This window comes from Mesorhizobium sp. P2_E6, assembly GCF_056403835.1.
Window position 1 is genome coordinate 551,344 of the sequence record NZ_JBFUEQ010000003.1, and the last position, 21,675, is coordinate 573,018.

The following is a 21,675-nucleotide window of genomic DNA, read 5'->3' on the forward strand; positions in this document are numbered from 1 at the left end:
GATGGCAAACTCGCTGTTCAGCCTTGAGGGCCGGCTGGCGCTGGTAACCGGCTCTGGTCAGGGCATAGGTTTTGCCCTGGCGCGCGGCCTGGCTGAACATGGCGCCGGCGTGGTGCTGAACGGCCGCGATGCCGCCAGGATCGGCGGCGCCGTCGAAAAGCTGCGCGATGCCGGCTTCAAGGCGCACGCCTCGACCTTCGATGTCACCGATTTTCAAGCGGTCAACGCGGACATCGCCCGCATCGAAGCCGAGATCGGCGCCATCGATATCCTCATCAACAATGCCGGCGTGCAGTTCCGCGCCCCGCTCGAAGACTTTCCCGAGGAGCAATGGGAGCGGCTGTTCAAGACCAATGTCTCAGGCGCCTTCCATGCCGGCAAGGCGGTTGCCCGCCACATGATCGCGCGCGGCATGGGCAAGATCATCAACATTGGCTCGGTGCAGAGCGAACTGGCCCGGCCGAACATCGCGCCGTACACCGCAACCAAGGGCGCGATCAGGAATCTGACCAGGGGTATGTGCACCGACTGGGCAAAACACGGCCTGCAGATCAACGCGATCGCGCCCGGCTACTTCCGCACCGAAATGAACCAGGCGCTGGTCGACAATCCCGAATTTTCCGCCTGGCTGGAGAAGCGCACGCCGGCCGGGCGCTGGGGCAATGTCGACGAACTGATCGGCGCCGCTGTGTTCCTCGCCTCCGACGCATCGTCCTTCGTCAACGGCCACACGCTCTATGTCGACGGCGGCATGACGGCTTCGGTTTGAGGCACCGACGCCGGCGCGGCCATCCACCGTTGTTCGGTTCACTGCCTATCGCTCAGTCTGAAAATCCACCGGCATCGGCCGTCATCCACCCTCGCCACAGGCCCACGTCTTGACGCGGCCCCGAACTCAGCCGCACAATCCGCCCCGCAGGCGAAGGGAGGCCAGTCGTCTGCGGGAGGAATACCCATGACGGAAGCGATCAGGCTCTACTGGGGCCGGTTCGGACATGTTTCTGTCCTGAATGTCGCAAGCGACTTCGTCACCCATGCCCACGTCGAAGCACATTTGATCATCTGGCTTGAAGGCACTGCCGGCGAGATGACCATCGGCCGCGAGACGGTACGGCTTGGCCCGCGCACCGCCGCCGGCATCAACTCCTTTCAGCCACACAGCCATGTCCTGTCGCGAAACGGCACGCCGGGCCTGTTCCTCGCCTTCTACATCGATCCCGACTGGGCGCGGCGGCGCCGCGACCTGCCTTCGTCCGCACCGCTGTTCTCGCAGGCCGCAATCACGCTGGAACCCTGGCTGCACCAGGCCGCCGCCAGTCTGCTCGATCACCTCATCGACAATGAAAGCGTCGACGATGTCGCCAATTACGAGATCGAGCGTTTCATCGACAGCGTCCTCGATGCCGCGGACGCTTCGGCGCCCCAGGAAGCGCGCGTCCGCATAAACACCATGCAGGATTTCCGCGTCCGCAAGGCAATCCAGCTGATGAGAGCCAATGTCTGCGAGCGCATCTGCTTCGACGACGTGGCGCGTGCCGTCGGCCTGTCGCGGCCGCACTTCTTCGCCCTGTTCAAGGAACAGACCAATCTGACACCCAATGTCTACTGGAACACGCTGCGCATGGAGGAAGCGGTGCGGCAATTGCAGTGGTCGCAGGAACCGCTGATTTCGGTCGCCTGCAATCTCGGCTTCACCACGCAGGGCAATTTCTCGCGCTTCTTCCGCGACCATGTCGGCGTGCCGCCGACGCTCTACCGCGAAGCGGCGCGGATGATCGCCTGAGCCAACCGGCCGCTTTTTCAGGCTCCCACCCTTTTTCAGACTCCTTGATACGGGCTCAAGACGCATTGATAAGCGTCTTTGACTTGGCCGCCCTACCCTTGCCCAACTGCCGCATCTGCAAGGGGACATCCATATGGCGAACGTCACCATCTCAAGCGTCATAGACGCACCGGTCGAACAGGTCTGGGCGCGCATTCGCGACTTCAACGGCCTGCCAGGCTGGCACCCGCGAATGGTGGAAAGCCATATCGAGGACGGCAAGGACGCCTCGACGATCGGCTGCGTGCGCAATTTCCAGCTCGCCAGTGGCGCCCGCATTCGCGAAAAGCTGCTCGACTTCTCCGACAACAATTTCCTCGTCAGCTACTCGATCCTGGAGACACCGCAGCCGCTCACCAACCACAAGGCGACGCTGCAGTTGCGACGCGTGACCGATGGCGACCGAACCTATGCCGAATGGACCGCCAGCTTCGACGCGGCGCCCGAGGAAGCCGGCAAGCTGGCCGAGGGCATGGGCGCCAACGTCTTCCAGGGCGGCTTCAATGCCCTGAAGAGCCATTTCGCCGGCCAGAGCTGAGGGAGCCCGGCTATGGCGCTAGCACTGCAGACTTTTGCGACGGTGAAGGAGGCCAACGCGGCGCTGAAATCCCAGGGCAGCCGCTATCTCGGAGGCGGCACGCTGGTCGTGCGCGCCGCCAATGAAGGCGATGTTTCGGTCTCCAGCCTGATCCGTTCGACCGAGCCGTCGCTTTCATCAATTGCCGTCACTGACAGCAAGGTCCGCATCGGCGCTTCGGTGACCATGGCGGCGGTCGCCCGTCATCCGGATCTCGGTTTCCTTGCCAAGGCCGCACGCGCCGTCGGCGGCCCGGCGGTCCGCAACATGGCGACCGTTGGCGGCAATCTGTTCGCACCGGCGCCTTATGGCGACTTCGCCGTTGCCCTGCTGGCGCTCGATGCCACGATTGGCACCGATGACGGCGAAACGCCGATCGAAACCTTCCTGGCAGGGCGCGACAGCAACCGCGCTATCGTCACTTCGGTCGCTTTCGCGCTTCCGAAGGCAGACGGCTTTCGCTTCCTGAAAGTGTCGCGGGTCAAGCCAAAGGGCGTCTCGGTGCTCAGCATCGCCGCCGTACTTGAACTGGCCGGCGACGGTGCCGTGTCCTCGGCGCGGATCGCGCTCGGCTGCATGGCAAACCGGCCGATGCGCGCCAAGGCCGCGGAAAAAGCACTGATCGGCCAAAGCCTGACCAAGGACGGCATCGCCCCGGCGCTCGCTGCGGGCAACAAAGGCACCTCGCCCGCCACCGATCCGATCGCCAGCGCCTGGTATCGCAACGAAGTGCTGCCGGTCCATCTCGGCCGGCTGCTGCTGACCTGAAACACCCGTTGGGGGGCGCGCGTCTGTCCGATCAATCGGGCAGGCGCGCAAGGAGGAAACATGGCAAAGGTCCCGGTCCAGTTCACGCTCAACGGCTCTGAAAAGGCCGAATTCATCGACAGCGGCACGACGCTGCTCCACGCACTGCGCGACAAGATCGGCGACACCTCGCCGAAAGGCGGTTGCCATCAAGGCACCTGCGGCGCCTGTTCGGTCATCATCGACGGCGAGCTCCGGCTGTCCTGCCTGACGCTGGCCGAGACGTGCAATGGTGCTGCCATCACGACGACATCGGGGCTTTCGGAAGGTGGCGTCCTGCACCCGCTGCAGCACGCCTTCCTCGACACCTTCGCCACGCAATGCGGCTTCTGCACGCCGGGCATGATCATGGCCGCCAAGGTGCTGCTCGACCATACACCCAATCCCAGCCGCGACGACGTGGTCGAGGCGCTGTCGGGCAACATCTGCCGTTGTACCGGCTACGAGCCGATCATCCAGGCGGTGCTGCGTGCAGCCCGCGCCAATTCGCAGAACGCGGCCTGAGGGAAGCAAACATGGAACTGCGCAAGAGCTACTTCGCCGATGTCCGCAAGGATGATCTGCACGAGATCGGCCAGCCCCGGCCGCGCTCGGATTCACCCGGTCATGTCACCGGCAAGACCGCTTTTTTCGCCGACCGCAGTTTCCCCGGCATGCTGCACCTGAAGATGGTGCGCAGCCCGCATCATCACGCCCGCATCCGCTCGATCGACACCGCCGAGGCGGAAAAGCATCCAGGCGTGGTGAAAATCCTGACCGCCAAGGACGTGCCGCACAATGTCTACACCATCCTGATCCTGATCCAGATTGGACCGGAGGACGAGACGGTGCTCGCCGACGGCAAAGTGCGCTGGAAGGGCGAGGCCGTCGTCGCCGTTCTGGCCGAAACCGAGCGCGCCGCCCAAGAAGCCGCCGCCAAGGTCAAGGTCGACTATGAAGTGCTGCCGGCCGTCTTCGACATGGAGGAAGCACTGAAGCCCGGCGCGCCGCTGGTCAACGAGTACCACGGTCAGAACTATTATCTCTATGACAGCGGCGAATGCCGCAAGGTGCGTTTCGGCGATATCGAGGCAGGCTTCGCGGGCGCGGACCACATCCTCGAGCAGAGCTACCAGTCCTCGCCGATCGAGCATGCGCCGACCGAGACCACCGGCTGCGTGGTGGCGCCCGAAGGCAATGACCGCTTCACCTGCTACACCAACACGCAAGCGATGTTCTTCACCCTCGACAACGCCTCGATTATCCTGCACATGCCCGGCAACAAGCTCCATTTCGTCGGCGGCACCGTCGGCGGCGGCTTCGGCGGCAAGGTCGACGTCATCGTCGAGCCGATCGCCATTCTCGGCGCCAAGCTCACCGACCGTCCGGTTTCCTTCATCTACAGCCGCGAGGAGGAGATGCAGATCTCCTCGCCGCGCGCCGCCGAAAAGGTGGTCATCAAGGACGGCGTCATGAAGGACGGCCGCATCGTCGCGCGCAAGGTCACCGGCTATACCGACGCCGGCGCCTATTCGCGCCATTCGCCTTACGGCGCGCAGAAGGGGGCCGGCCACTATCCCGGCCCCTACACCATCCCCAATGTCTGGATCGACACCTACTGCGTTTACACCAACCGCACGCCCTCCTCCGCCATGCGCGGCTTCGGCGTCACCATTGGCGACTTCGCTCTGGAGGTGCAGATGGACAAGCTGGCGCGGCTGATCGGCATGGATCCGCTCGAATTCCGCTTCATCAACGCCTATCGTGACGGCGACATGAAGGCGCATCGCCAGCCGACCGAGGGTGCGGCGCTGATCGAGTGCATGCAGGAAGCCTCGCGCGCCGCCAACTGGCCGGTGGCGGAAAAATTCATGGCGATGTCTTCCTACGTGAAGGGAGCTTGAGATGGCGATCAGGCGCGGACGCGGCGTTGCCGCCATCAACTATCCAACCGGCATGAACCTTGGCGGCGACCCGACCCAGGCCCTGGTGCATTCGACGCCGACCGGCAATTTCATGGTCACACTGTCATCGGTCGATCTCGGCCAGGGCATGAAGCAGATCATGGCGCAGATTTGCGCCGAGACGATCGGCGTGCCGACCGACCGCGTCGTCGTCGACACCGCCGACACCGATACCGGCCCGCACTGCATGGGCACCTTCGCCTCGCGCGGCACCCACCGCGCCGGCAACGCCGTCATCCAGGCCGCCAGGGAAGCCCGCCAGGTGATGCTGGAAGTGGCCGCAGAGGAGCTGGAAGTGAACGCCTCCGACCTCGAGACCGATGGACAGGGCAACATCCTGGTCAAGGGCGCGCCGCAAAAATCGATCTCGATCTTCGACGTCGCACTGTCGGCTCATTTCAAGCGCGGCCGCTCGATCTCCGGCCGCGGCATGTTCCTGATCCCGCGCTCCTATCCCGAGAAAGAGACCGGCGCGATGAAGCCGTCGACCTGCTATGCGCATGCCTGCACCGTGGCCGAGGTCGAGGTTGATGACGAGACCGGCGAGGTCACAGTGCTGACGGTGAAGAACATTTTTGAGATCGGCCGTGCGCTGAACCCGAAAATGGTCGAGCAGCAGCTCGTCGGCGGCTCATGGATGGGCATCAGCCATGCGCTTTACGAGACGACCGAGCCCTACTATCCCAACCGCGACCATGGCGGCACCGACTTCAACCAGTATCTGATGCCTGGCCCCGGCGATCTTGCCGAGACCGAGATCATCGTGCTGGAGCGGCCGTCGGCCGACGGGCCTTATGGCGCCAAGGGGCCGGGCGAAATGTGCGCAAACCCGCAGATCCCCGCCGTTGCCAATGCCGTCTTCGACGCCGTCGGCGTGCGCATCGACACGCTGCCGATCACGCCCGAGCGCATCCTGCGCGCGCTCAGGGCGCAAGCGGCGAACTGAGTGATCGAAATGCCCGAGGTGAACGCCGAGACATCGCCGACCTCGCCGGAGGCTGTGGCGCAGCACCTGGCCGCCTCGCGCTATCTAGCCGATGACAGCCTGGCAACCGCCATCTTCCTGGCTATCCGGCTGGGCAAGCCGCTCCTGCTCGAAGGCGCGCCGGGCGTCGGCAAGACGGAAGCGGCCAAGGCGATCGCACAGTTGCTCGGCCGCGATCTCGTACGGCTGCAATGCCACGAAGGCATCGACGCCGCGCACGCGCTCTACGAATGGAACTACCAGCGCCAGTTGCTCGCCATCCGCCACGCCGGCGAGCACGAGATCGACATCTATGACGATCGCTTCCTGATCGCCCGGCCGCTGCTGCAGGTGCTGAAGGCGCCGGAGCAGCGCGTGCTGCTGGTCGACGAGATCGACCGATCGGACCATGAATTTGAGGCGCTGCTTCTGGAATTCCTCTCCGATTTCCAGATCAGCATTCCCGAGCGCGGGACCATCCGCGCCACAGCTCAGCCGATCGTCATCCTGACCTCGAACCGCACCCGCGAACTCGCCGAGGCGCTGCGCCGACGCTGCGTCTACCACTGGATCGGCTATCCCGACGCCGAGCGCGAGGCCGCCATCATCATGCTGCGCGCCGGCGATGTGGCGCAAGACACCGCACGCGCAGTGGCGACAGCCGTGCAGAGCATCCGTGCGCGCCCGCTGGCCAAGCCGCCCGGCATTGCCGAGGCGGTCGAATGGGCCAACGCAGCGACCATTCTGGAAAGGGGCGGCAGCCCGTGGCCCGAAGCCTTCCGCCGATCGATCGGCGTGCTGATCAAGGACGAAGAAGACCTGACCTACATCGCGCCGGAGCTTGGCCGGATTGTCGAGGAGGCCATGGCGTGAACGCCCTGCCCCGCGCGGCCGCGCCGTTCCTCGGCTTCGGCCGGCTGCTGCGCCGTTACGGCTTTGCCGTCGCGCCGGAGCAGGTGTCCGGCTTCATGCAGGCCGTGACATTGCTCGGGCCGCGTTCGATGGCCGACATCCGCGAAGCGGCCCTTGCGACGCTGGCGCCGCCGCCAGACCGCCGCGACGAATTCGAGGCGCATTTCCAGAACCATTTCTACGGCAACGCATCCGCCGTGGTCGAAGGAGACGGAGATGAGGAAATCAATATCAAGGATGATGGCGGCGCTGACGTCGAACGGATCGAAGCCGAGCACAGCCAAGAAGGCGGCGAACTGTCCTCGGCCCTGGAGCAATTGAGCGCGCGCGATTTCCAGCGCGACGACGATAGGCTGGCCGCCTTCCGCCGCAAGCTGTCCCCGGCCTTGCCTGCCCGCCGCTCCTTCCGCACCGTGCGCACCCACTCGCGCGGCAAACTCGATCTGCGCCGGTCGCTCAGGGAAATCGTCAGTGCCGATGGCGACGTGCCCTCGCCGCTGCTGCGTCGCCGGCAGACTGTGCCGCGCAAGCTGCTGATCCTGATCGACGTCTCCGGCTCGATGAAGCTGCACACGTCAGACTATCTCAAGCTCGCCCATGCCGCAGTGCAAGGTGCTGACCGCGCCGAAATCTTCACCTTCGGCACCCGGCTCACCCGCATTACCGCCGCACTGCGCATTCGCGACCGCGACCAGGCGCTGGCCCGCGCGGCGGCGCAGGTCGATGACTGGGACGGCGGCACCCGCATGGGGCCGACGCTGCTCGCTTTCCTGTCGGTGCCACGCTTCTCCGCTTTCGCCCGCGGTGCAGCGATCGTCATCCTCTCCGATGCGCTGGAGCGCGGCGATCATGCCGAACTGGAGACAGCGATGCGTCGGCTGAGCGCGCGCGCTTTCCGATTGTCTCTCGCGACGCCGCTCGCCGGCGACCCGCGCTTCTGGCCTGCAACGGCAGCACTGCGCGCCATCCTGCCGGTGCTCGACGATCTCATCGACGGCTCGTCGCTCAAGGGCCTCACCGATTTCATCCTGTCGCTCGCCCGCCCGACCCCGGCGGCGGCGGCAATCTGGAAGAGGGTTTCGTGATGCAGAAAGCAATCGACGCGCATTTCCACATCTGGCGCCAACAGGACCAGCCCTGGCTGGTCGGACCGATGGTGCCGCGCATCTTTGGCCCCTATGAGCCGATCCGCCGCGACTACCCGATCGAGGAATTCTTGGCCGACCAGAAGGGATCGGGCGTCGAAAAAGCCGTCTATGTCCAGACCAACTGGGCCAAGGAAGATTTCGAGAAGGAGGTCGCCTTCCTGCAGAAAACGGCGGATGAGACCGGCTGGCCACACGCCATCGTCGGCTACACCGACATGACCGTGGACGATATCAGGCCCCAGATCGACCGGCTGAAGAAATATCCGCTGCTGCGCGGCGTGCGCATGCAATTGCACTGGCACGAGACGCCGGCCTTCCGCTTCGCCACTTCGGCCGACCAGGTCATCGATCCCAAGGTCCGCGCCAATGTCGCCCGGCTGAAGCACTACGGCCTGTCCTTCGACCTTCAGCTATTCCCTGCCCAGATGAAGGACGGGCTGACGCTGGTCGGCGAGAACCCGGAGACCAATTTCATCCTCACCCATGCCGGCATGCTCACCGGCATGGAGCCCGAAATCACGGAAGCCTGGAAGGCAGGCCTGCGCACGCTGTCGGCCGCGCCCAATTTCCATGCAAAACTGTCCGGCCTCGGCACCTTCGTCCACGGCAACCACCCGGCTCTGATCGCTTACATCGTCGACAATGCGATCGACATCCTGGGCGCGGACCATCTGATGTTCGGCTCGAACTTCCCGATCGAGAAACTGTGGACCAGCCACGCCGAGCTGATCAAGGCGCATCGCGCGGCGGTGGCCAAGCATGGCGCGAAAGCTGAGGCGGATATTTTCTGGAACACGGCCGAGAGAGTTTATCGGCCTGCATAGCACACGCCTTCCCTTCTCAAGAAGGTGGCCAAGCGCCTTTGATGTATCTGCTCACAACGGCCGGCCTAAAACCTGGACCATATGCCGTTTCGCCCCAATACTGACTGGCCCCGCCATCCGCACCAGCTTGAAGCCCTGCCGCTGCCAAAAGCGAAGAGCCTGCTCATTTTCTGTGATCACGCCGAGTTCCACCCACTTGACGTTCTGGGATTTCAGCCACCTGAAAAAGTCGTCGCACAGTGTACGCCCCAACCCTCTTCCGCGAAGTGCTTTGTCGATCATGAACAACGCGATCCACCAACACTCCACTCGCGGATAATTGCGGTCGCAGGCCAGCAAGCCCACGAATTCACCATCGATTGCCTTCACCCCGAATACGAATTTGTCGGCTTCCGTTCGGTTCGGTGGAAAGTTCTCAAATTCCTCCTTTGCGGTGGCAACGTTGGGCGGCTCGCCTCGTTCCAGCACGACATAGTCAGAGCAGCCCTGATACAGCGGCACCAGTCGTGAAGCGTCAATTCCAATCAGGCCTTCAATCTCGTAGCCAGAGAGCGACGTTGGAAATCTGGTGCTTTTGTCCATGAAAGTTCCAGCCGCGGGAAGCAACCGCCCTCACTTCACCTCGAACTGCGGATCGACGGGGATCTGCATCGCCGTGACCAGATGGTTGGTCTGGCCGGCCAGCCCGATGATCGAAACCAGTTCGCCATGCTGCACGTCTGTCATGCCCTTCGCCCGGGCCGCCGCCGTGTGCGAGTGGACGCAGTAGGAGCAGCCATTGGCGGTCGACACCGCGATATAGATCATCTCCTTGGTCAATGGATCGATGGCGCTGTCAGCGACCATCACCACCTTCAACTGTTCCCAGATCCGCTTCAGCGCCGGTGGATCATTGGCCAGCCCCCGCCAGAAATTGTTGACGAAATCGGCTTTGCGAGTCGCGCGGATGTCGTCGAACACCGCCTTCACAGCCGGGATCTTCTCCACCTCGGCATCGCTCAGAAGTTTCGTGGTGGCCATGGCTGGTCCTTTCGTTTGAACGTCTTGTGAATTAAATCAGGTCTTGAGCAATCGCAGCCAATCCATTTGCCCGATTCACTTTTTAGCGACGGAGTGGCGATTTTGCTCAGGAAGCCCAGGAAGCCGCCATTTGCAGGCCGGCCTCACCTGAATCTAGTGAACCGCCGCGTACATGATCTTTTCCTCGGTTGCCTCCGCCGGCGAAAACTCTTCGACGATACGTCCTTGCCGGCAGACCAGGATGCGGTCCGACAGGTTCATGATCTCCGGCAGGTAGGAGGAAATCACGACGACAGCGAGGCCCTCATCGGCCAGCCGGTTGATGATCTGATGGATCTCGGCGATCGCGCCGACATCGACGCCGCGCGTCGGCTCGTCGAAGATGACGATGCGGGGCCGCTGCACTAGCCCCTTGCCGATCACCACCTTCTGCTGGTTGCCGCCGGATAGCTCGACGACGCGTGCATTGTCGTTGATCGCCTTGATGTTCAGCGTCTTCGTCCATTCGGCCGCAAGCTGCCGCATCTCCTGCTGGTCGATCACCCAGGCCTTTTCGCGGCCCGCCGCCAACAGCCCGCCGAACAGGTTCTCGGCAATGCCCATCGTCTCGAAGATGCCCTCGCTCTTGCGGTCCTCGGTGACATAGACGATGCCGTCGGCCACCGCCTCGCTCGGCACGAGATAGCGCACCGGCTTGTCGTCGAGTTCGATCGCCCCGCCACGCAGGAAATCGCGCTTGTAGATGCCGGAGACGATCTTAAACGTCTCGGTGCGGCCAGAGCCGATCAGCCCGAACACGCCGGTGATCTGGCCCTCGAAGATAGAGAACGAATTGTTGCGCACGACATTGCTCATCGAGATGTCCTGCACCGACAGAACCTTCTTGCCGGCCTTGCGCAATTTCGCCTCGTCGCGCTGCCGATAGATCTGCCCCGACAAAGTACGCCCGACCATGGCGGCGACGATCCGGTCGCGGTCGAAGGCGGATGTGTCGTCGGTGATGACCAACTCGCCGTCGCGCAAGATGGTGATGCGGTCTGCGATATCAAGCGCTTCTTCAAGCGCGTGACTGATGAAGACGATCGACACGCCGCTCGCCTTCAGCCGCCGGATCAGCGCGAAGAAATGCCGTTTCTCCTCTGGCGTCAGCGTCGCCGTCGGCTCGTCGAAGATGATGACCTCGGCATTGTGGTGGACGGCGCGCGCGATCTCGACCATCTGCCGCTTGGCGGCACCCAGCGTCGCCACCATCGCGTTCGGGTCGACGGGAAAGTTGAGGGACTGCAGGAACTGCTGCGCCGAAATGTAGGTGCCGCGTAGCCGGTTGAGGAATTTTTCGGCGCCGAGATAGAGGTTCTGCGCCACCGTCATCGACGGCACCAGGCTGGTTTCCTGGAACACCATGGCAATGCCGGCTTCGAGCGCCGCATGCGGCGAGGCGTAGGCGATTTCGGCGCCCTTATGGAACATCCTGCCGGAGGTGGCGTCGACCACCCCGGCGACGATCTTGGTCAGCGTCGACTTACCCGCGCCATTCTCGCCGAGCAGCGCGTGGATCTCGCCCTTGCGCAGGTCGAAGCTGACGTTCTTCACCGCGGGCACGCCGCGATAAGTCTTGGTGACGTTTTCCAGGCGGACGATCGGTTCCATCAAAACCCTCCCGACGCGAGGTCGACGGACAACACGCAGTCGCCGCCCCTGGAGGCGATGAACAGAAGGCCGGCCCTTTCGGCGACGCTGCAAATGCCGTGGCGCGTGCCGTTGGCGCGGCTGTGCAGGCTGAATTGCGGCTGCAGCTTCTGGTCGAGCCTTACCACCAGCCCGTAGGAGCGGCTTGGCGACCAAGGCTTGTGGATGCCCATGGTGCGGATGCCACCGCATTGCAGCGGTTCAAGGAAGCTGCGGCTGGAAGCCAGGGCCGGCGCGATCCAGTAGGCCGGTGGCACCTGATTGATCATGTCCTGCCGGTAGTGCGTTTCCTGCAGCACGAATTCGATCAGCCGGTTGCGCGGCGCAAACAAGGTCAGCCACGCACCGCCATCGGCGGTCGGCGACAGCCGTGCGGGATAGCCGGGCAGATGCGCCAGCACCGTCGAGCGGTTGCCGGTCGCGCCGTCGAAGCGGACGAGCTGGTGGCGCCAGCTTTCGCTGACCAGCACATCCTGCCCTATGGGATGGAGCCCATAGGGAAAGGCGATCTCGCCTGCCACCTTGCGGAACCCACCGCCCGCCGCATCCCGCTTCCACAGCGAACCGGACGCGCCCTTCTTCATCAGGTCGGCGGCCCATTGCGACGGCGCGTGTTCAGCCGAACCGTTGGCCAGCCACAACATGCCATCATCTGCATAGGCAAGTGCGGTGATGCAGCGCATTCCGGCCGGCAACGAAACCTCCTTGCCGGCAATCAACAGCCTGCCACTCTCCAGCCCGACCGTCAGTTCGCCTGATGGCGACAGCGCCAGCGCCGTGACCGGAGATGGAAAAGTCTCGACCACGGTTGGCACAGCGCCGGCAGCGATAGCGTGTATGGCATTGCCGCTGGAGGCTAACAGCCTGTCGCTGGAAATCAGCAGATTGTCCGGCTCGGTCAGCTCAGCGACAGCCGGCGCGTCGTCCAGCCGCGTGTTCGGGCGGAAGGCGCCGTCGAGCGGCGGAATGGTCACCGCCTTGCCGCGAAACAGGTCAAGCACCGGATCGAGGATCATGAGGCCGCCCCCCAGTAGGAAGCGGGGCTGGTCCAGTTCGGGTCGGCGCCTGATATCTTGTAACGACCGATGCGGTTGTTGAGGATACCGCCGACAAACAGATACCCCCTGTGCTCGCGCATCGAGGTGACCATCGGGTGCGCACCGCCGGTAAGGTCGCCCATCGCCTCGACGATGCCGCCCTTTTCGTTGAACTTCACCACGCCGCCGGTGTTGATGTTGGGGAACAGCCATTCATCCTGCGGCAGCCGGCGCGTCATGCGCTTGCGCATGTCGGGATGGCGCAGCGACAGGTCGAAGCTCGGCGTGCGCATACCGAGCCACGCCATCCAGTAGTTGCCGTCGGAGGCGCGGTTGATGTTGTCGGGGTAGCCCGGCATGTCGCGGATGACGCATTCGGCCGTGCCGGCCTTCGGCCCTTCCAGCCAGTAGCGGTGCACGCGGCAGGCCCAGCTTTCGGCGAAGAACAGCGACTTGCCGTCATGCGCCATGCACACACCGTTGGTGTAGCGGTAACCGTCGAGCAGTGTCTTGGTCGAGCCGTCCTTCGGGTCGTAGACCAGCAAGCGGCCGGTGGCGCGGTTCTCGATCGAATCCAGCGCCCAGTCATGGGCGTCGTAGCGCTTGGTCGAGTCGGTGAAATAGATACGGCCGTCGGGTGCCACGTCGCAGTCATTGGGATCACGCAGTCGCGCATCGTCGACGATCGAGGTCCAGGAGCGCGAGGTCTCGGCCGACAGGCGTTTGACCTCGCGCGTCGGCGACACGGAATAGAGCCCCATGGCGCCGACACAGCTGATCAGGTTGCCTGATTTGTCGAAGGCAAGTCCAAGCGGAAAGCCGCCAATATGGGCAAACACTTCCGACCTGACGTAGTCCGGCGCGAAGAAGCGTACGATCTCACCATGGCGGGTGCCGCAATAGAGATTGTCGTCGCGGTCGAGGATGACATCCTCCGGCCCCTCCAGTTCGCCAAGCCCGATGTGGTCGGCAGCCGAGAGCCTGTTGTCGAGTTCGTATGGCGTGCCCGAACCGGGCGCCGCCGACTGTGTCGCGCCCATCTTGAGATAGACCGGCGCGACATAGACCTCGTTCAGCACCTTGTGGCGGTTCTTCAGCCAGCGGATGTCGATGGTCACCGCCACCGCCAGCATGATGCCGAGCACCATCTGGTTGGTTCCGGTGCCATAGCCCAGCCGGATCAGCCCATTGGTCATGGTCAAGACGATGATGGCGCCCATCAGCCCCTTGATCACCGAGCCGCGCCCACCGCCCAAGCTGACGCCGCCGACCACCGCCGCCGTCAGCGCCATGATCTCGAGATTGAGGCCGGTGCCCGGCCCTGCCCCGCTCAGGCGGCAAGCGATGAGGAAGCCACCGATCGAGGCGCAGAAACCTGAGAAGACATAGGTCATGAACACGGTGCGGCGCACCCGAATACCGGCATTGTGCGCCGAGCGCCTGGAGCCGCCGACCGCCAGCACGTGCCAGCCCGGTCGCGAACGGGTCAGCGCGATATGGGTGACGATGGCGAGGATGATTGCCAGCCAGACCGAGACCGACAAGCCCCAGAAGGTGCTGTCGCCGATGAAGTCGAGCACATCCGACGTGGCTGTCGAGAGCTGCACATCAGCGGCATAGGTGGTGACCAGGATGTCGAACAGTGCCCGCCCGAAGATGAAGGTGACCAGCGTAGTGAGGAAGGCGCGCAGGCGGAGATAGCCGACGAGATAGCCATTGATTGCGCCGAAGACGAGGCCGGTGGCAAGCGAAGCGGCCAGCGCCAGCCAGATCGACTGTTCGAGGATGAAGAAGACATAGACGGCCGAGAAGCACGACAGCGCGAAGATCGAGCCGACCGACAGGTCGATGCCGCCGCCAAGCATCACCACCGTCATGCCGGTCACGACCATCGAGAACTCGCCGAGCTGGCGGGTCGATTCCTGCAGCGAGGTCAGCTTGAAGAAGCCCGGAATGATCGAGCCAAAGGTCGCCAACGTCACCACCAGCGCCAGGAACGGAATGGCGTTGTCGGTCCAGCGCTTGGTCAGGATCTCGCCGACAAGATGGTCGGGCACGAGATTGTAGCGCCAGGACTGGAGGCGTTCGCGAAAGGACATCGGGTCACTGCTGCCAAATCTGGGCTGCTAGAGAAAGAGGTGGCCGGGCAATCCGGCCACCTCGTTGATTGGTGTTGGCAAGGATCGGTCTATTTCGCCGCCGCTTCGGCCTGCAGCGCCTTCAGGTCCCAACAGCTGTCGGGCTTGAGGTCGGCCTTGGTCGTCGCCTTCTCCAGGGTGTAAATGTAGGTGTGCGAGGTGCCGGCCGGCTGGCCGCTCTGCAGCAGGAACTTGATGATGGCGTTCATGTCGCCCGACTGACGGGCAAGCTCGGTCATCACCACGGCGCCATAGGTGCCGTCCTGCAGCTTGTCGCAGTCCGCCGCCTTTTCCCCGCCGCCGGTGGTGACCAGGAACACCTTGCCCTCGAGCTTGGCGTCTCGGATCGCGGCCGAAGCGCCGGTGGCGTCACCATCCCAGAAGTCGATGATCGAGCAAATGTCCGGGTTCTGCTGCAGCATCGTCGTCGTCACGTTGCGCGAGGTCGTCGCATCCCAGTTGGAGTCGGGCTTGGCCACCACCTTGAAGTCGGGATGCTTGTCCAGAACCTTCATGATGCCGGCATACTGATAAAGGCTGGAGGAGTTCGCCTGGTCGCCCTGCACCAGGCCGATCTTCTTCGACGAGTTTTCGCCGCAGCCCTTGATCGCCGCTTCGGCCTCGAGCTGGCCTAGACGGTCCCAGTCGCTGCCGACAAAGGCGTCGGCCGGGAAGTTGGCAGGATTGTCGACCAGGAGCACGTAGGTGCCGGCCGCCTGCGCCTTCTTCATCAGCTTGGAATAGGAGTTGAGGTCCGGCGCATGGATGATCAGCACGTCCGGCCGAGTGTCCGACGAAATGGCGTCGGTGATCGCCTGCGCGCCGGCATCGACGACCCAGTTCGGATCGCGCGTCTCGAACACGCCACCCCAGGCCTCGACTTCGGTCTTCAGATAATGCGCCCAGCCCTGCGCCAGGTCGAAGCCCATCGCCAGCGGCACCAGCATGACGCGCTTGCCCTTCAGCGACTGCGCATAGGCGGCCGGGCCCGGATCGTCGGCGGCAAAGGTGGGCGCGACGAAGGCGGTAACGACAAGCGCTGTGGCGGCGGCCAAGAGTGTTTTGATCAGTTTCATGTCACATCCTCTGTTTTGGTCACTGTGGTTCACCGACGGCCCAACCGTCCGCGTTTGGTCAAGTCTTCTGGTTCAAGAATGATCTCTTAGGGATCATGCTTAGATATCGCCCTGCTGCGCGGTCTGTTCGTCACGTGGGTTGATGACGCCATCGACGATGATCGCCCCCAGAAGGATCGCCGCCTTGATCAGGTTCTGGTAGAGCAGCGGAATGTCGATGATGGTCATGGCGTTGAGCAGGATGCCGATCAGCGCCGCCCCGACCAGCACGTTACGCACCCCGCCCCGCCCGCCGGACAGGCCGATGCCGCCGATCACCGCCACCAGCACGATATCGTAGAGCAGCGTCGAGTTGACGACGCGGGTGTTGATCGAATGTAGGCTGGCCGCCGTCAGCAGGCCGGCAATCAGCGCGACGAAGGCCGACAGCACATAGCGCAGCACCAGCATCGGCCGCACAGGAATGCCGATGTTGCGCGCCGCGACCGGATTGTCGCCGGCGAAATAGATGTAGCGGCCCCATTTGGTGTAGCGCAGGAACAGGTAGAACAGGAAGGCGAGGCCCGCGAAGACGAACACCTCGATGGGAATATCGAGGAAGCGTAGGCCGCCGAGCAGCTCGACCCAATGGCCCTGCGGCACCGGCACGGCATCCTGCGTGATCAGTTGCGAGCGGACGTAGCCGAAGACGAAGGAACCGGTCGCCAGCGTCACGAAGATCGCCGGCACGTCGGCATAGGCGACGAGGAAGCCGTTTAGCAGGCCGATCGCGAGCACGCCGGCCAGCACATAGGCGAAGGCCAGCCCATCCGGCGTTCCTGAATTCAGAAGTTGCAGATACCAGGCGACAGACATTGCCATGATCGCCACGGCCGAGAGGTCGATGCCTCGGCCGATGATGACGACAGCCATGCCGAGCGCCAGTATGCCGAGCACCGACACCGAGCGGACGATGGCCACGAGATTGTTTGGGTCGATGAAGCCCGGCAGGCCGATGGCAGCGGCAATAAACAGCACCACGGCGATGGCAAAGACAATGCCTTCCTGATTCAGGCTCCTGAAATTCGGCCAGCCGATCGCGTTCATGTCCCGCTTACGCCCCAATGGCAGCGCTGCCATCCCACGGAAAGCTAATCGGCTTAGCGCCGGTTCGTCAAATGAATCCGCGTTCAGAAGCCCGGCCGGTGGCGATATTCATCGAGTGGACGCATCGATTGCCAAAACTGGCGCAATGCCCGGAAAAGCCTGGATTTTTAGCAAATGATTGCGTCAATGCGATCGCTTGCGAAAGCACCGACCAAGGCGAAAGGGCAAGGCGGAATTTATCTCCGCATCAGGTGGAAGAATTCGATTTCAGTTCCCCCGTGCGTGGCCGGAAACCTCGGCACCCGCACCTGGTGGCAGCGCGAGGAAACGCAACGCCGCCACCAGCCCGATGGCGCCGATCGCCAGAAAGGCGATGCGAAAATCGACGAGGTCGAGCGCCGGCCGGTCCCTGGCGATCTGCGACAGGTTCAGGATCGCCGCCGCCACCGCGACGCCGAACAGCATCGCCACTTGCTGCAGCATGCTGGACAGTGTCGCGGCCGAACTGCGTTGCGCCGCGTCGATATCGGCGAAGGCCAGCGTGTTGAGGGCGGTGAACTGCATCGAGCGCGACAGGCCGGCGATCAGCATCAGTAGGATCACTAGCGCTTGCGGCGTCTGCGGTGAGATCGCCGCGCACGCCATGATCGACGCCGAGGCGATCAGGCCGTTGACGACCAGCACAGATCGAAAGCCGAAGCGCCGCAACGTCGGCGTCGTCACCGTCTTCATGCCGAGATTGCCGAGGAAATAGGCCAGGATCATCATGCCGGCATCGACGGGGCTGAGACCGAAGCCGACCTGGAACAGAAGCGGCAACAGGAACGGCGTGGCGTTGATCGCCACCCGGAAATTGGTGCCGGCGGCAAGCGTCGAGATGGCGAAGGTCAGCACCTTGAACGATGAGAGGTCGAGCAGCGGATGCGGTGCGCGCCTGAGATGGCGCACCGCCAGCCAGCCGATGGCGACACCGAAGGCGATGAGCGCCACCGTCGGCAAGACACCGTCTTCTGGATGCGCGATGCGTTCGAGCCCGTACAGAAGGCAAGCAAGTCCCGCCGATGTCAGGAAAAAACCCGGCCAGTCTAGCGGTTTTGGGTTGGCCTCGCGGTCGCCGGGAATGAAGCGGGCGACCAGCGCCAGCCCGATTACGCCGAGCGGGATGTTGATGAAGAAATTCCAGTGCCAGGACAGATAGGTGGTGATGAAGCCGCCCAGCACCGGCCCGACCACCGGCGCGAACAGCGCCGGCCAGGTGATCAGCGCGGTGGCGTTGAGCAGCTCGGACTTCGATGCATTGCGCAAGACGAGAATGCGGCCGACCGGCGTCATCAGTGCACTGCCCAGCCCTTGCACGACACGTGCGGCGACGAACTGGGTCAGGTTTTGCGAGAAGCCGCAGGCGAGCGAGGCCAAGGTGAAAAGGATGATTGCCAGCAGGAAGATATTGCGCGCACCAAACCGGTCGGCGAGCCAGCCCGACAGCGGCACGAACACCGCCATGGTCAGCATGTAGACGGTGATGCCGATGCTCATCGCCACCGCCGGCACGCCGAAGGAAGCGCCCATCTGCGGCAACGATGTCGAGATGATCGTCGAATCCAGCAACTGCATGAAGAAGGCGATGGCGACAATCAGCGCCACGCGCCGCGCATTTGTGGCCGTTTCGGGTAAGGCTTCAGTGTCGGGAATGGCAGTCATGACGGAACCGGTTTGAACAGCAATTAGCCGGCCGCGTCCATAGACGGCGTAACAAACTTTCGTGTCGCGTCACGGCCTGTTATGGATGAGAGGCGACCGGGGAAAGTGCACGCAGCAGATGAAACCCATCTATATCGACTATCTCAATGCCCTCGATATCGACGCCCTTGCCATGTCCGATGGTGAAATCATTGCCGCCGTAGAGGCCGGCCTGGTGGCGCAAGGCAATGGCCAGACGGTGATCGAGCCGCGCGTCCATCTCGAGCCGGACCCGTCCTTCCACGGTCATTTCAATGTCCTGCGCGGCTACGTCGCGCCTCTCGACACCGCCGGCGTCAAGATCGTCGGCGACTATGTCGACAACTACCTGCACGGCCTGCCCTCCGAATTCGGCATCCTCAATCTGTTCGATCCGCGCACCGGCACGCCGCGCGCCATCCTCGACGCCACCGTCATCACCGACATGCGCACCGGTGCCGTCACCGCCATCGGCGCCAAGCATCTGGGGCGCAAGGGCTCAAAAGTGCTGGCCCATATCGGCGCGCGCGGCACCGCCTACTGGAATGTACGCCTGCTCGACCATGTCTTCGACTTCGACGAAATCCGCGTCCATTCGCGCCGCCCGGAAAGCCGCGACGGTTTCGCCGCAAAACTCTCCGCCGATCTCGGCAAGCGTGTCACCGCTGTGGCCGACTGGAAGAGCTGTGTCGAAGGCGCCGACATCGTGGTCGAGGCCTCGCGGCTGCCGGAACCGCAGCCCATGTTGAAGACCGAATGGATCAAGCCCGGCGCGCTGGTCGTGCCCTACGGCACCATGAGCGCCGTGGAGCTGTCGCTGACCGACATCATGCAGAAAATGGTCGTCGACGATTGGGGCCAGTGCAAGGGCGGCAAGTTCGGCTCGCTGCGCGCCCATGTCGAGACCGGGCGGCTGAGCGAAAAGACGCTGCATGCCGAGCTTGGCCAGATCGCCGCCGGTCTCAAGGCCGGGCGAGAGAATGACAGCGAGACGATCCTGTTCTGGCACCGCGGCCTGTCGCTGTCCGACATTGCGTTGGGCAAGGCGATGCTGGCCAAGGCGCAGGCGCAAGGCATCGGCCAGCGGCTGCGCTTCGCATGAGTGCGCTCGTCCTCACCGGAGCCGGCGTGGGCACTGCGGATGTCGCCGCTGTGGCCCGCGAAGCGCGCAAGGTGGAGGTCCGATCCGATGTCCTCGGCAGGCTGCAGAAGGCGCGAACAGTGCTCGACCAGGCCGCCGCCTCCGGCCAGCAGATCTATGGCCTCAACACCGGGCTCGGCGCCAATCTCGGCACGACGGTCGAGGGCGACGCCAGCGCCTTCCAGCGCCAGCTGCTGGAAGGACGCAGCGGCGCGGTCGGCGAAGCGCTACCGGTCGAGACCGTGCGGGCAACTATGTTTGCCCGCACGGCGATGCTTTCAACGGGAGGCTCCGGACTTTCGCCCACCGTGTTTGTCGCTTTGGTCGACGCGCTCAATGCCGGCGTCCACCCGGTGATGCCGTCGCTCGGCTCGATCGGCGCCGGCGATCTGGTGCTGATGACGGCGCTTGCCCGCCTGCTGACCGGCGAAGGAGACGCCGACTATCAGGGCCGGCGCATGCCGGCGGCCAAGGCGTTGATGATGGCCCGCCTCGTCCCCATCAGCCTGGCGCCCAAGGACGGGCTGTCGCTGATTAACGCTTCGGCTGTTTCAGCGGGCAGCGGTGCGCTCGTGGTGACGGATGCGCTGTCCGCCCTTGCCCAGCAGCACCAGGCCGGCGCGCTGACCATGGAAGGTATCGGCGCCAATCGCACCATCCTCGACCCGCGCCTGCATATGGCGCGGCCGGCGGCCGGCCAGCAGGAAGCGGCCAAGGCCTTGCAATATCTGCTCGCCCGCGACGAGGCACCGGCGCCGACCACCTTGCAAGATCCCCTGTCGATCCGCTGCATGCCCTCGATCCATGGCGCGCTGATCGAGGCGATCGGCCAGGCGAGACATGCCGTCGAGATCGAACTCAATGCCGCCGCCGACAACCCGCTGGTGCTCAGCGACGACGGGCTGGTGCTGTCGACCGGCAATTTCCACACTGCTTCGCTGTCGCTCGCCTTCGAAACGCTCGGCCTGGCGATCGCCCAGAGTGCCGCCGCGAGCGCTGCCCGCTTCATCCAGCTTACTGGCTCCGGCCGTAACGGCCTGCCGAAATATCTGTCGCCGGTCGGCGGCGCCTCGGCCGGCTTCGTGCCGCTGCAGAAGACGGCGACATCGATCCTGGCCGCCATCCGCCACAGAGCCAATCCGGTGATGCTGGATTTCTTGGCCGTCTCGGAAGGCGTCGAGGACCATGCCACGCAGACACCGCTGGCTGTCGCGAAATGCGCTGGGATGGTCGCGCTGTGGCGGCGGCTAATCGCCTTCGAATTGATGGCGGCGGCACAGGCGGTCGACCTGCGCGACGGGCTCACCCTGGCGCCCCGCACCGCCGCAATTCACAGGGCGATACGCGCGCTGGTCCCTAGCCTGAAGGAGGATCGGCCACTCGGCATCGACGCCGAAGCGCTCTTCGCCGCGCTCGCCAACGGACCCTGGCAGGTGACCTTACGCCCGGCCAACCTTGTCGAGGAACAGCCGTAGTTCACCCGGATCCATGTGCACGACATGCCTGTCCTCGGGATAGGCCAGGCTGTTGACGTCGGCGACATATTCGGAGAACGCCGCGATCCGCTCAGCCTGCAAACGATCATATTCGGCGGCGAAATTGCGATAGACCTTGGAGTGGCGAGGCATGTGCCCACGGTTCTGGCCGAGAATGTCGTCGGCGAACAGATATTGCGCGTCGCAGCCGGTCCCCGCCCCCATCGACAGCATGATCAGCGACGTCCGCTCCGAGATCGCCTTCGCCACCTCGACCGGCACCACTTCGATCTCCGC

The 21,675-nt window shown here is 63.9% G+C and carries 21 protein-coding genes; 12 read left to right on the forward strand and 9 right to left on the reverse strand.

Features of this window, described 5'->3' with window-relative positions:
• Position 1: 1 nt before the first annotated feature.
• The 10 genes from AC1D08_RS10505 to AC1D08_RS10550 all read left to right on the forward strand — a co-directional run bounded on the left by AC1D08_RS10505 (position 2) and on the right by AC1D08_RS10550 (position 8,997).
• Positions 2–769, forward strand: coding sequence for an SDR family oxidoreductase (locus AC1D08_RS10505; protein WP_457153249.1), 768 nt, complete (start codon positions 2–4; stop codon positions 767–769).
• Between the two features lie 186 nt (positions 770–955).
• A complete protein-coding gene (locus tag AC1D08_RS10510) occupies positions 956–1,783 on the forward strand; it encodes a helix-turn-helix domain-containing protein (RefSeq protein ID WP_477226926.1) in 828 nt (275 codons plus the stop codon).
• Positions 1,784–1,916: 133 nt separating this feature from the next.
• Positions 1,917–2,360: an SRPBCC family protein gene (locus tag AC1D08_RS10515; protein ID WP_184875027.1), complete on the forward strand. Its 444-nt coding sequence runs from the start codon at positions 1,917–1,919 to the stop codon at positions 2,358–2,360.
• 12 nt (positions 2,361–2,372) lie between these two features.
• Positions 2,373–3,167 carry an FAD binding domain-containing protein gene (locus AC1D08_RS10520; protein ID WP_457153251.1) on the forward strand — a complete coding sequence of 265 codons (795 nt, stop codon included), beginning with the start codon at positions 2,373–2,375 and terminating at the stop codon, positions 3,165–3,167.
• 60 nt (positions 3,168–3,227) lie between these two features.
• The gene (locus AC1D08_RS10525; protein ID WP_477226925.1) at positions 3,228–3,710 is read left to right on the forward strand and encodes a (2Fe-2S)-binding protein; all 483 of its coding nucleotides are present in this window, start codon (positions 3,228–3,230) and stop codon (positions 3,708–3,710) included.
• 11 nt (positions 3,711–3,721) lie between these two features.
• Complete coding sequence (locus tag AC1D08_RS10530) at positions 3,722–5,089, forward strand: xanthine dehydrogenase family protein molybdopterin-binding subunit (RefSeq protein WP_477226924.1); 1,368 nt, start codon at positions 3,722–3,724, stop codon at positions 5,087–5,089.
• A gap of 1 nt (position 5,090) precedes the next feature.
• Positions 5,091–6,095 carry a xanthine dehydrogenase family protein molybdopterin-binding subunit gene (locus AC1D08_RS10535; RefSeq protein WP_457153626.1) on the forward strand — a complete coding sequence of 335 codons (1,005 nt, stop codon included), beginning with the start codon at positions 5,091–5,093 and terminating at the stop codon, positions 6,093–6,095.
• A gap of 9 nt (positions 6,096–6,104) precedes the next feature.
• On the forward strand, positions 6,105–6,986 hold the full coding sequence (locus AC1D08_RS10540; RefSeq protein ID WP_457153628.1) for an AAA family ATPase: 882 nt from the start codon (positions 6,105–6,107) through the stop codon (positions 6,984–6,986).
• 5 nt (positions 6,987–6,991) lie between these two features.
• Complete coding sequence (locus AC1D08_RS10545) at positions 6,992–8,110, forward strand: vWA domain-containing protein (protein ID WP_457153629.1); 1,119 nt, start codon at positions 6,992–6,994, stop codon at positions 8,108–8,110.
• Positions 8,110–8,997 (forward strand): amidohydrolase family protein, encoded by an 888-nt coding sequence (locus AC1D08_RS10550; RefSeq protein WP_457153630.1) that lies wholly within the window; start codon positions 8,110–8,112, stop codon positions 8,995–8,997. The genes AC1D08_RS10545 and AC1D08_RS10550 overlap by 1 nt, the downstream gene beginning before the upstream one ends.
• A 51-nt stretch (positions 8,998–9,048) precedes the next feature.
• On the opposite strand, the gene AC1D08_RS10555 is transcribed toward AC1D08_RS10550, so the two are convergent.
• The 8 genes from AC1D08_RS10555 to AC1D08_RS10590 form a co-directional block, all read right to left on the reverse strand.
• Positions 9,049–9,579 (reverse strand): GNAT family N-acetyltransferase, encoded by a 531-nt coding sequence (locus AC1D08_RS10555; RefSeq protein WP_457153627.1) that lies wholly within the window; start codon positions 9,577–9,579, stop codon positions 9,049–9,051.
• 30 nt (positions 9,580–9,609) lie between these two features.
• Positions 9,610–10,017: a carboxymuconolactone decarboxylase family protein gene (locus AC1D08_RS10560; protein ID WP_457153631.1), complete on the reverse strand. Its 408-nt coding sequence runs from the start codon at positions 10,015–10,017 to the stop codon at positions 9,610–9,612.
• A gap of 153 nt (positions 10,018–10,170) precedes the next feature.
• Positions 10,171–11,667, reverse strand: coding sequence for a sugar ABC transporter ATP-binding protein (locus AC1D08_RS10565; protein ID WP_477423072.1), 1,497 nt, complete (start codon positions 11,665–11,667; stop codon positions 10,171–10,173).
• On the reverse strand, positions 11,667–12,722 hold the full coding sequence (locus AC1D08_RS10570; RefSeq protein ID WP_457152276.1) for an NHL repeat-containing protein: 1,056 nt from the start codon (positions 12,720–12,722) through the stop codon (positions 11,667–11,669). Before AC1D08_RS10570 ends, AC1D08_RS10565 begins: the two co-directional genes overlap by 1 nt.
• Positions 12,719–14,842, reverse strand: a complete 2,124-nt coding sequence (locus AC1D08_RS10575) for an ABC transporter permease (RefSeq protein WP_477397936.1) — start codon at positions 14,840–14,842, stop codon at positions 12,719–12,721. Before AC1D08_RS10575 ends, AC1D08_RS10570 begins: the two co-directional genes overlap by 4 nt.
• Before the next feature lie 89 nt (positions 14,843–14,931).
• A complete protein-coding gene (locus tag AC1D08_RS10580) occupies positions 14,932–15,957 on the reverse strand; it encodes a sugar ABC transporter substrate-binding protein (protein WP_457152278.1) in 1,026 nt (341 codons plus the stop codon).
• Positions 15,958–16,056: 99 nt separating this feature from the next.
• The gene (locus AC1D08_RS10585; RefSeq protein ID WP_457152279.1) at positions 16,057–17,043 is read right to left on the reverse strand and encodes an ABC transporter permease; all 987 of its coding nucleotides are present in this window, start codon (positions 17,041–17,043) and stop codon (positions 16,057–16,059) included.
• Between the two features lie 267 nt (positions 17,044–17,310).
• On the reverse strand, positions 17,311–18,744 hold the full coding sequence (locus AC1D08_RS10590; RefSeq protein WP_457152280.1) for a DHA2 family efflux MFS transporter permease subunit: 1,434 nt from the start codon (positions 18,742–18,744) through the stop codon (positions 17,311–17,313).
• A gap of 118 nt (positions 18,745–18,862) precedes the next feature.
• Between AC1D08_RS10590 and AC1D08_RS10595 the strand changes: the two genes are divergently transcribed.
• Positions 18,863–19,864 (forward strand): ornithine cyclodeaminase family protein, encoded by a 1,002-nt coding sequence (locus AC1D08_RS10595; RefSeq protein WP_457152281.1) that lies wholly within the window; start codon positions 18,863–18,865, stop codon positions 19,862–19,864.
• Positions 19,861–21,378, forward strand: a complete 1,518-nt coding sequence (locus AC1D08_RS10600) for an HAL/PAL/TAL family ammonia-lyase (protein WP_457152282.1) — start codon at positions 19,861–19,863, stop codon at positions 21,376–21,378. The genes AC1D08_RS10595 and AC1D08_RS10600 overlap by 4 nt, the downstream gene beginning before the upstream one ends.
• On the opposite strand, the gene AC1D08_RS10605 is transcribed toward AC1D08_RS10600, so the two are convergent.
• Positions 21,343–21,675, reverse strand: a 333-nt coding sequence (locus tag AC1D08_RS10605) for a 3-methyl-2-oxobutanoate hydroxymethyltransferase (RefSeq protein WP_477423074.1), incomplete at its 5' end; no start/stop codon positions are given. The two genes, AC1D08_RS10600 and AC1D08_RS10605, sit on opposite strands and share 36 nt — an antisense overlap.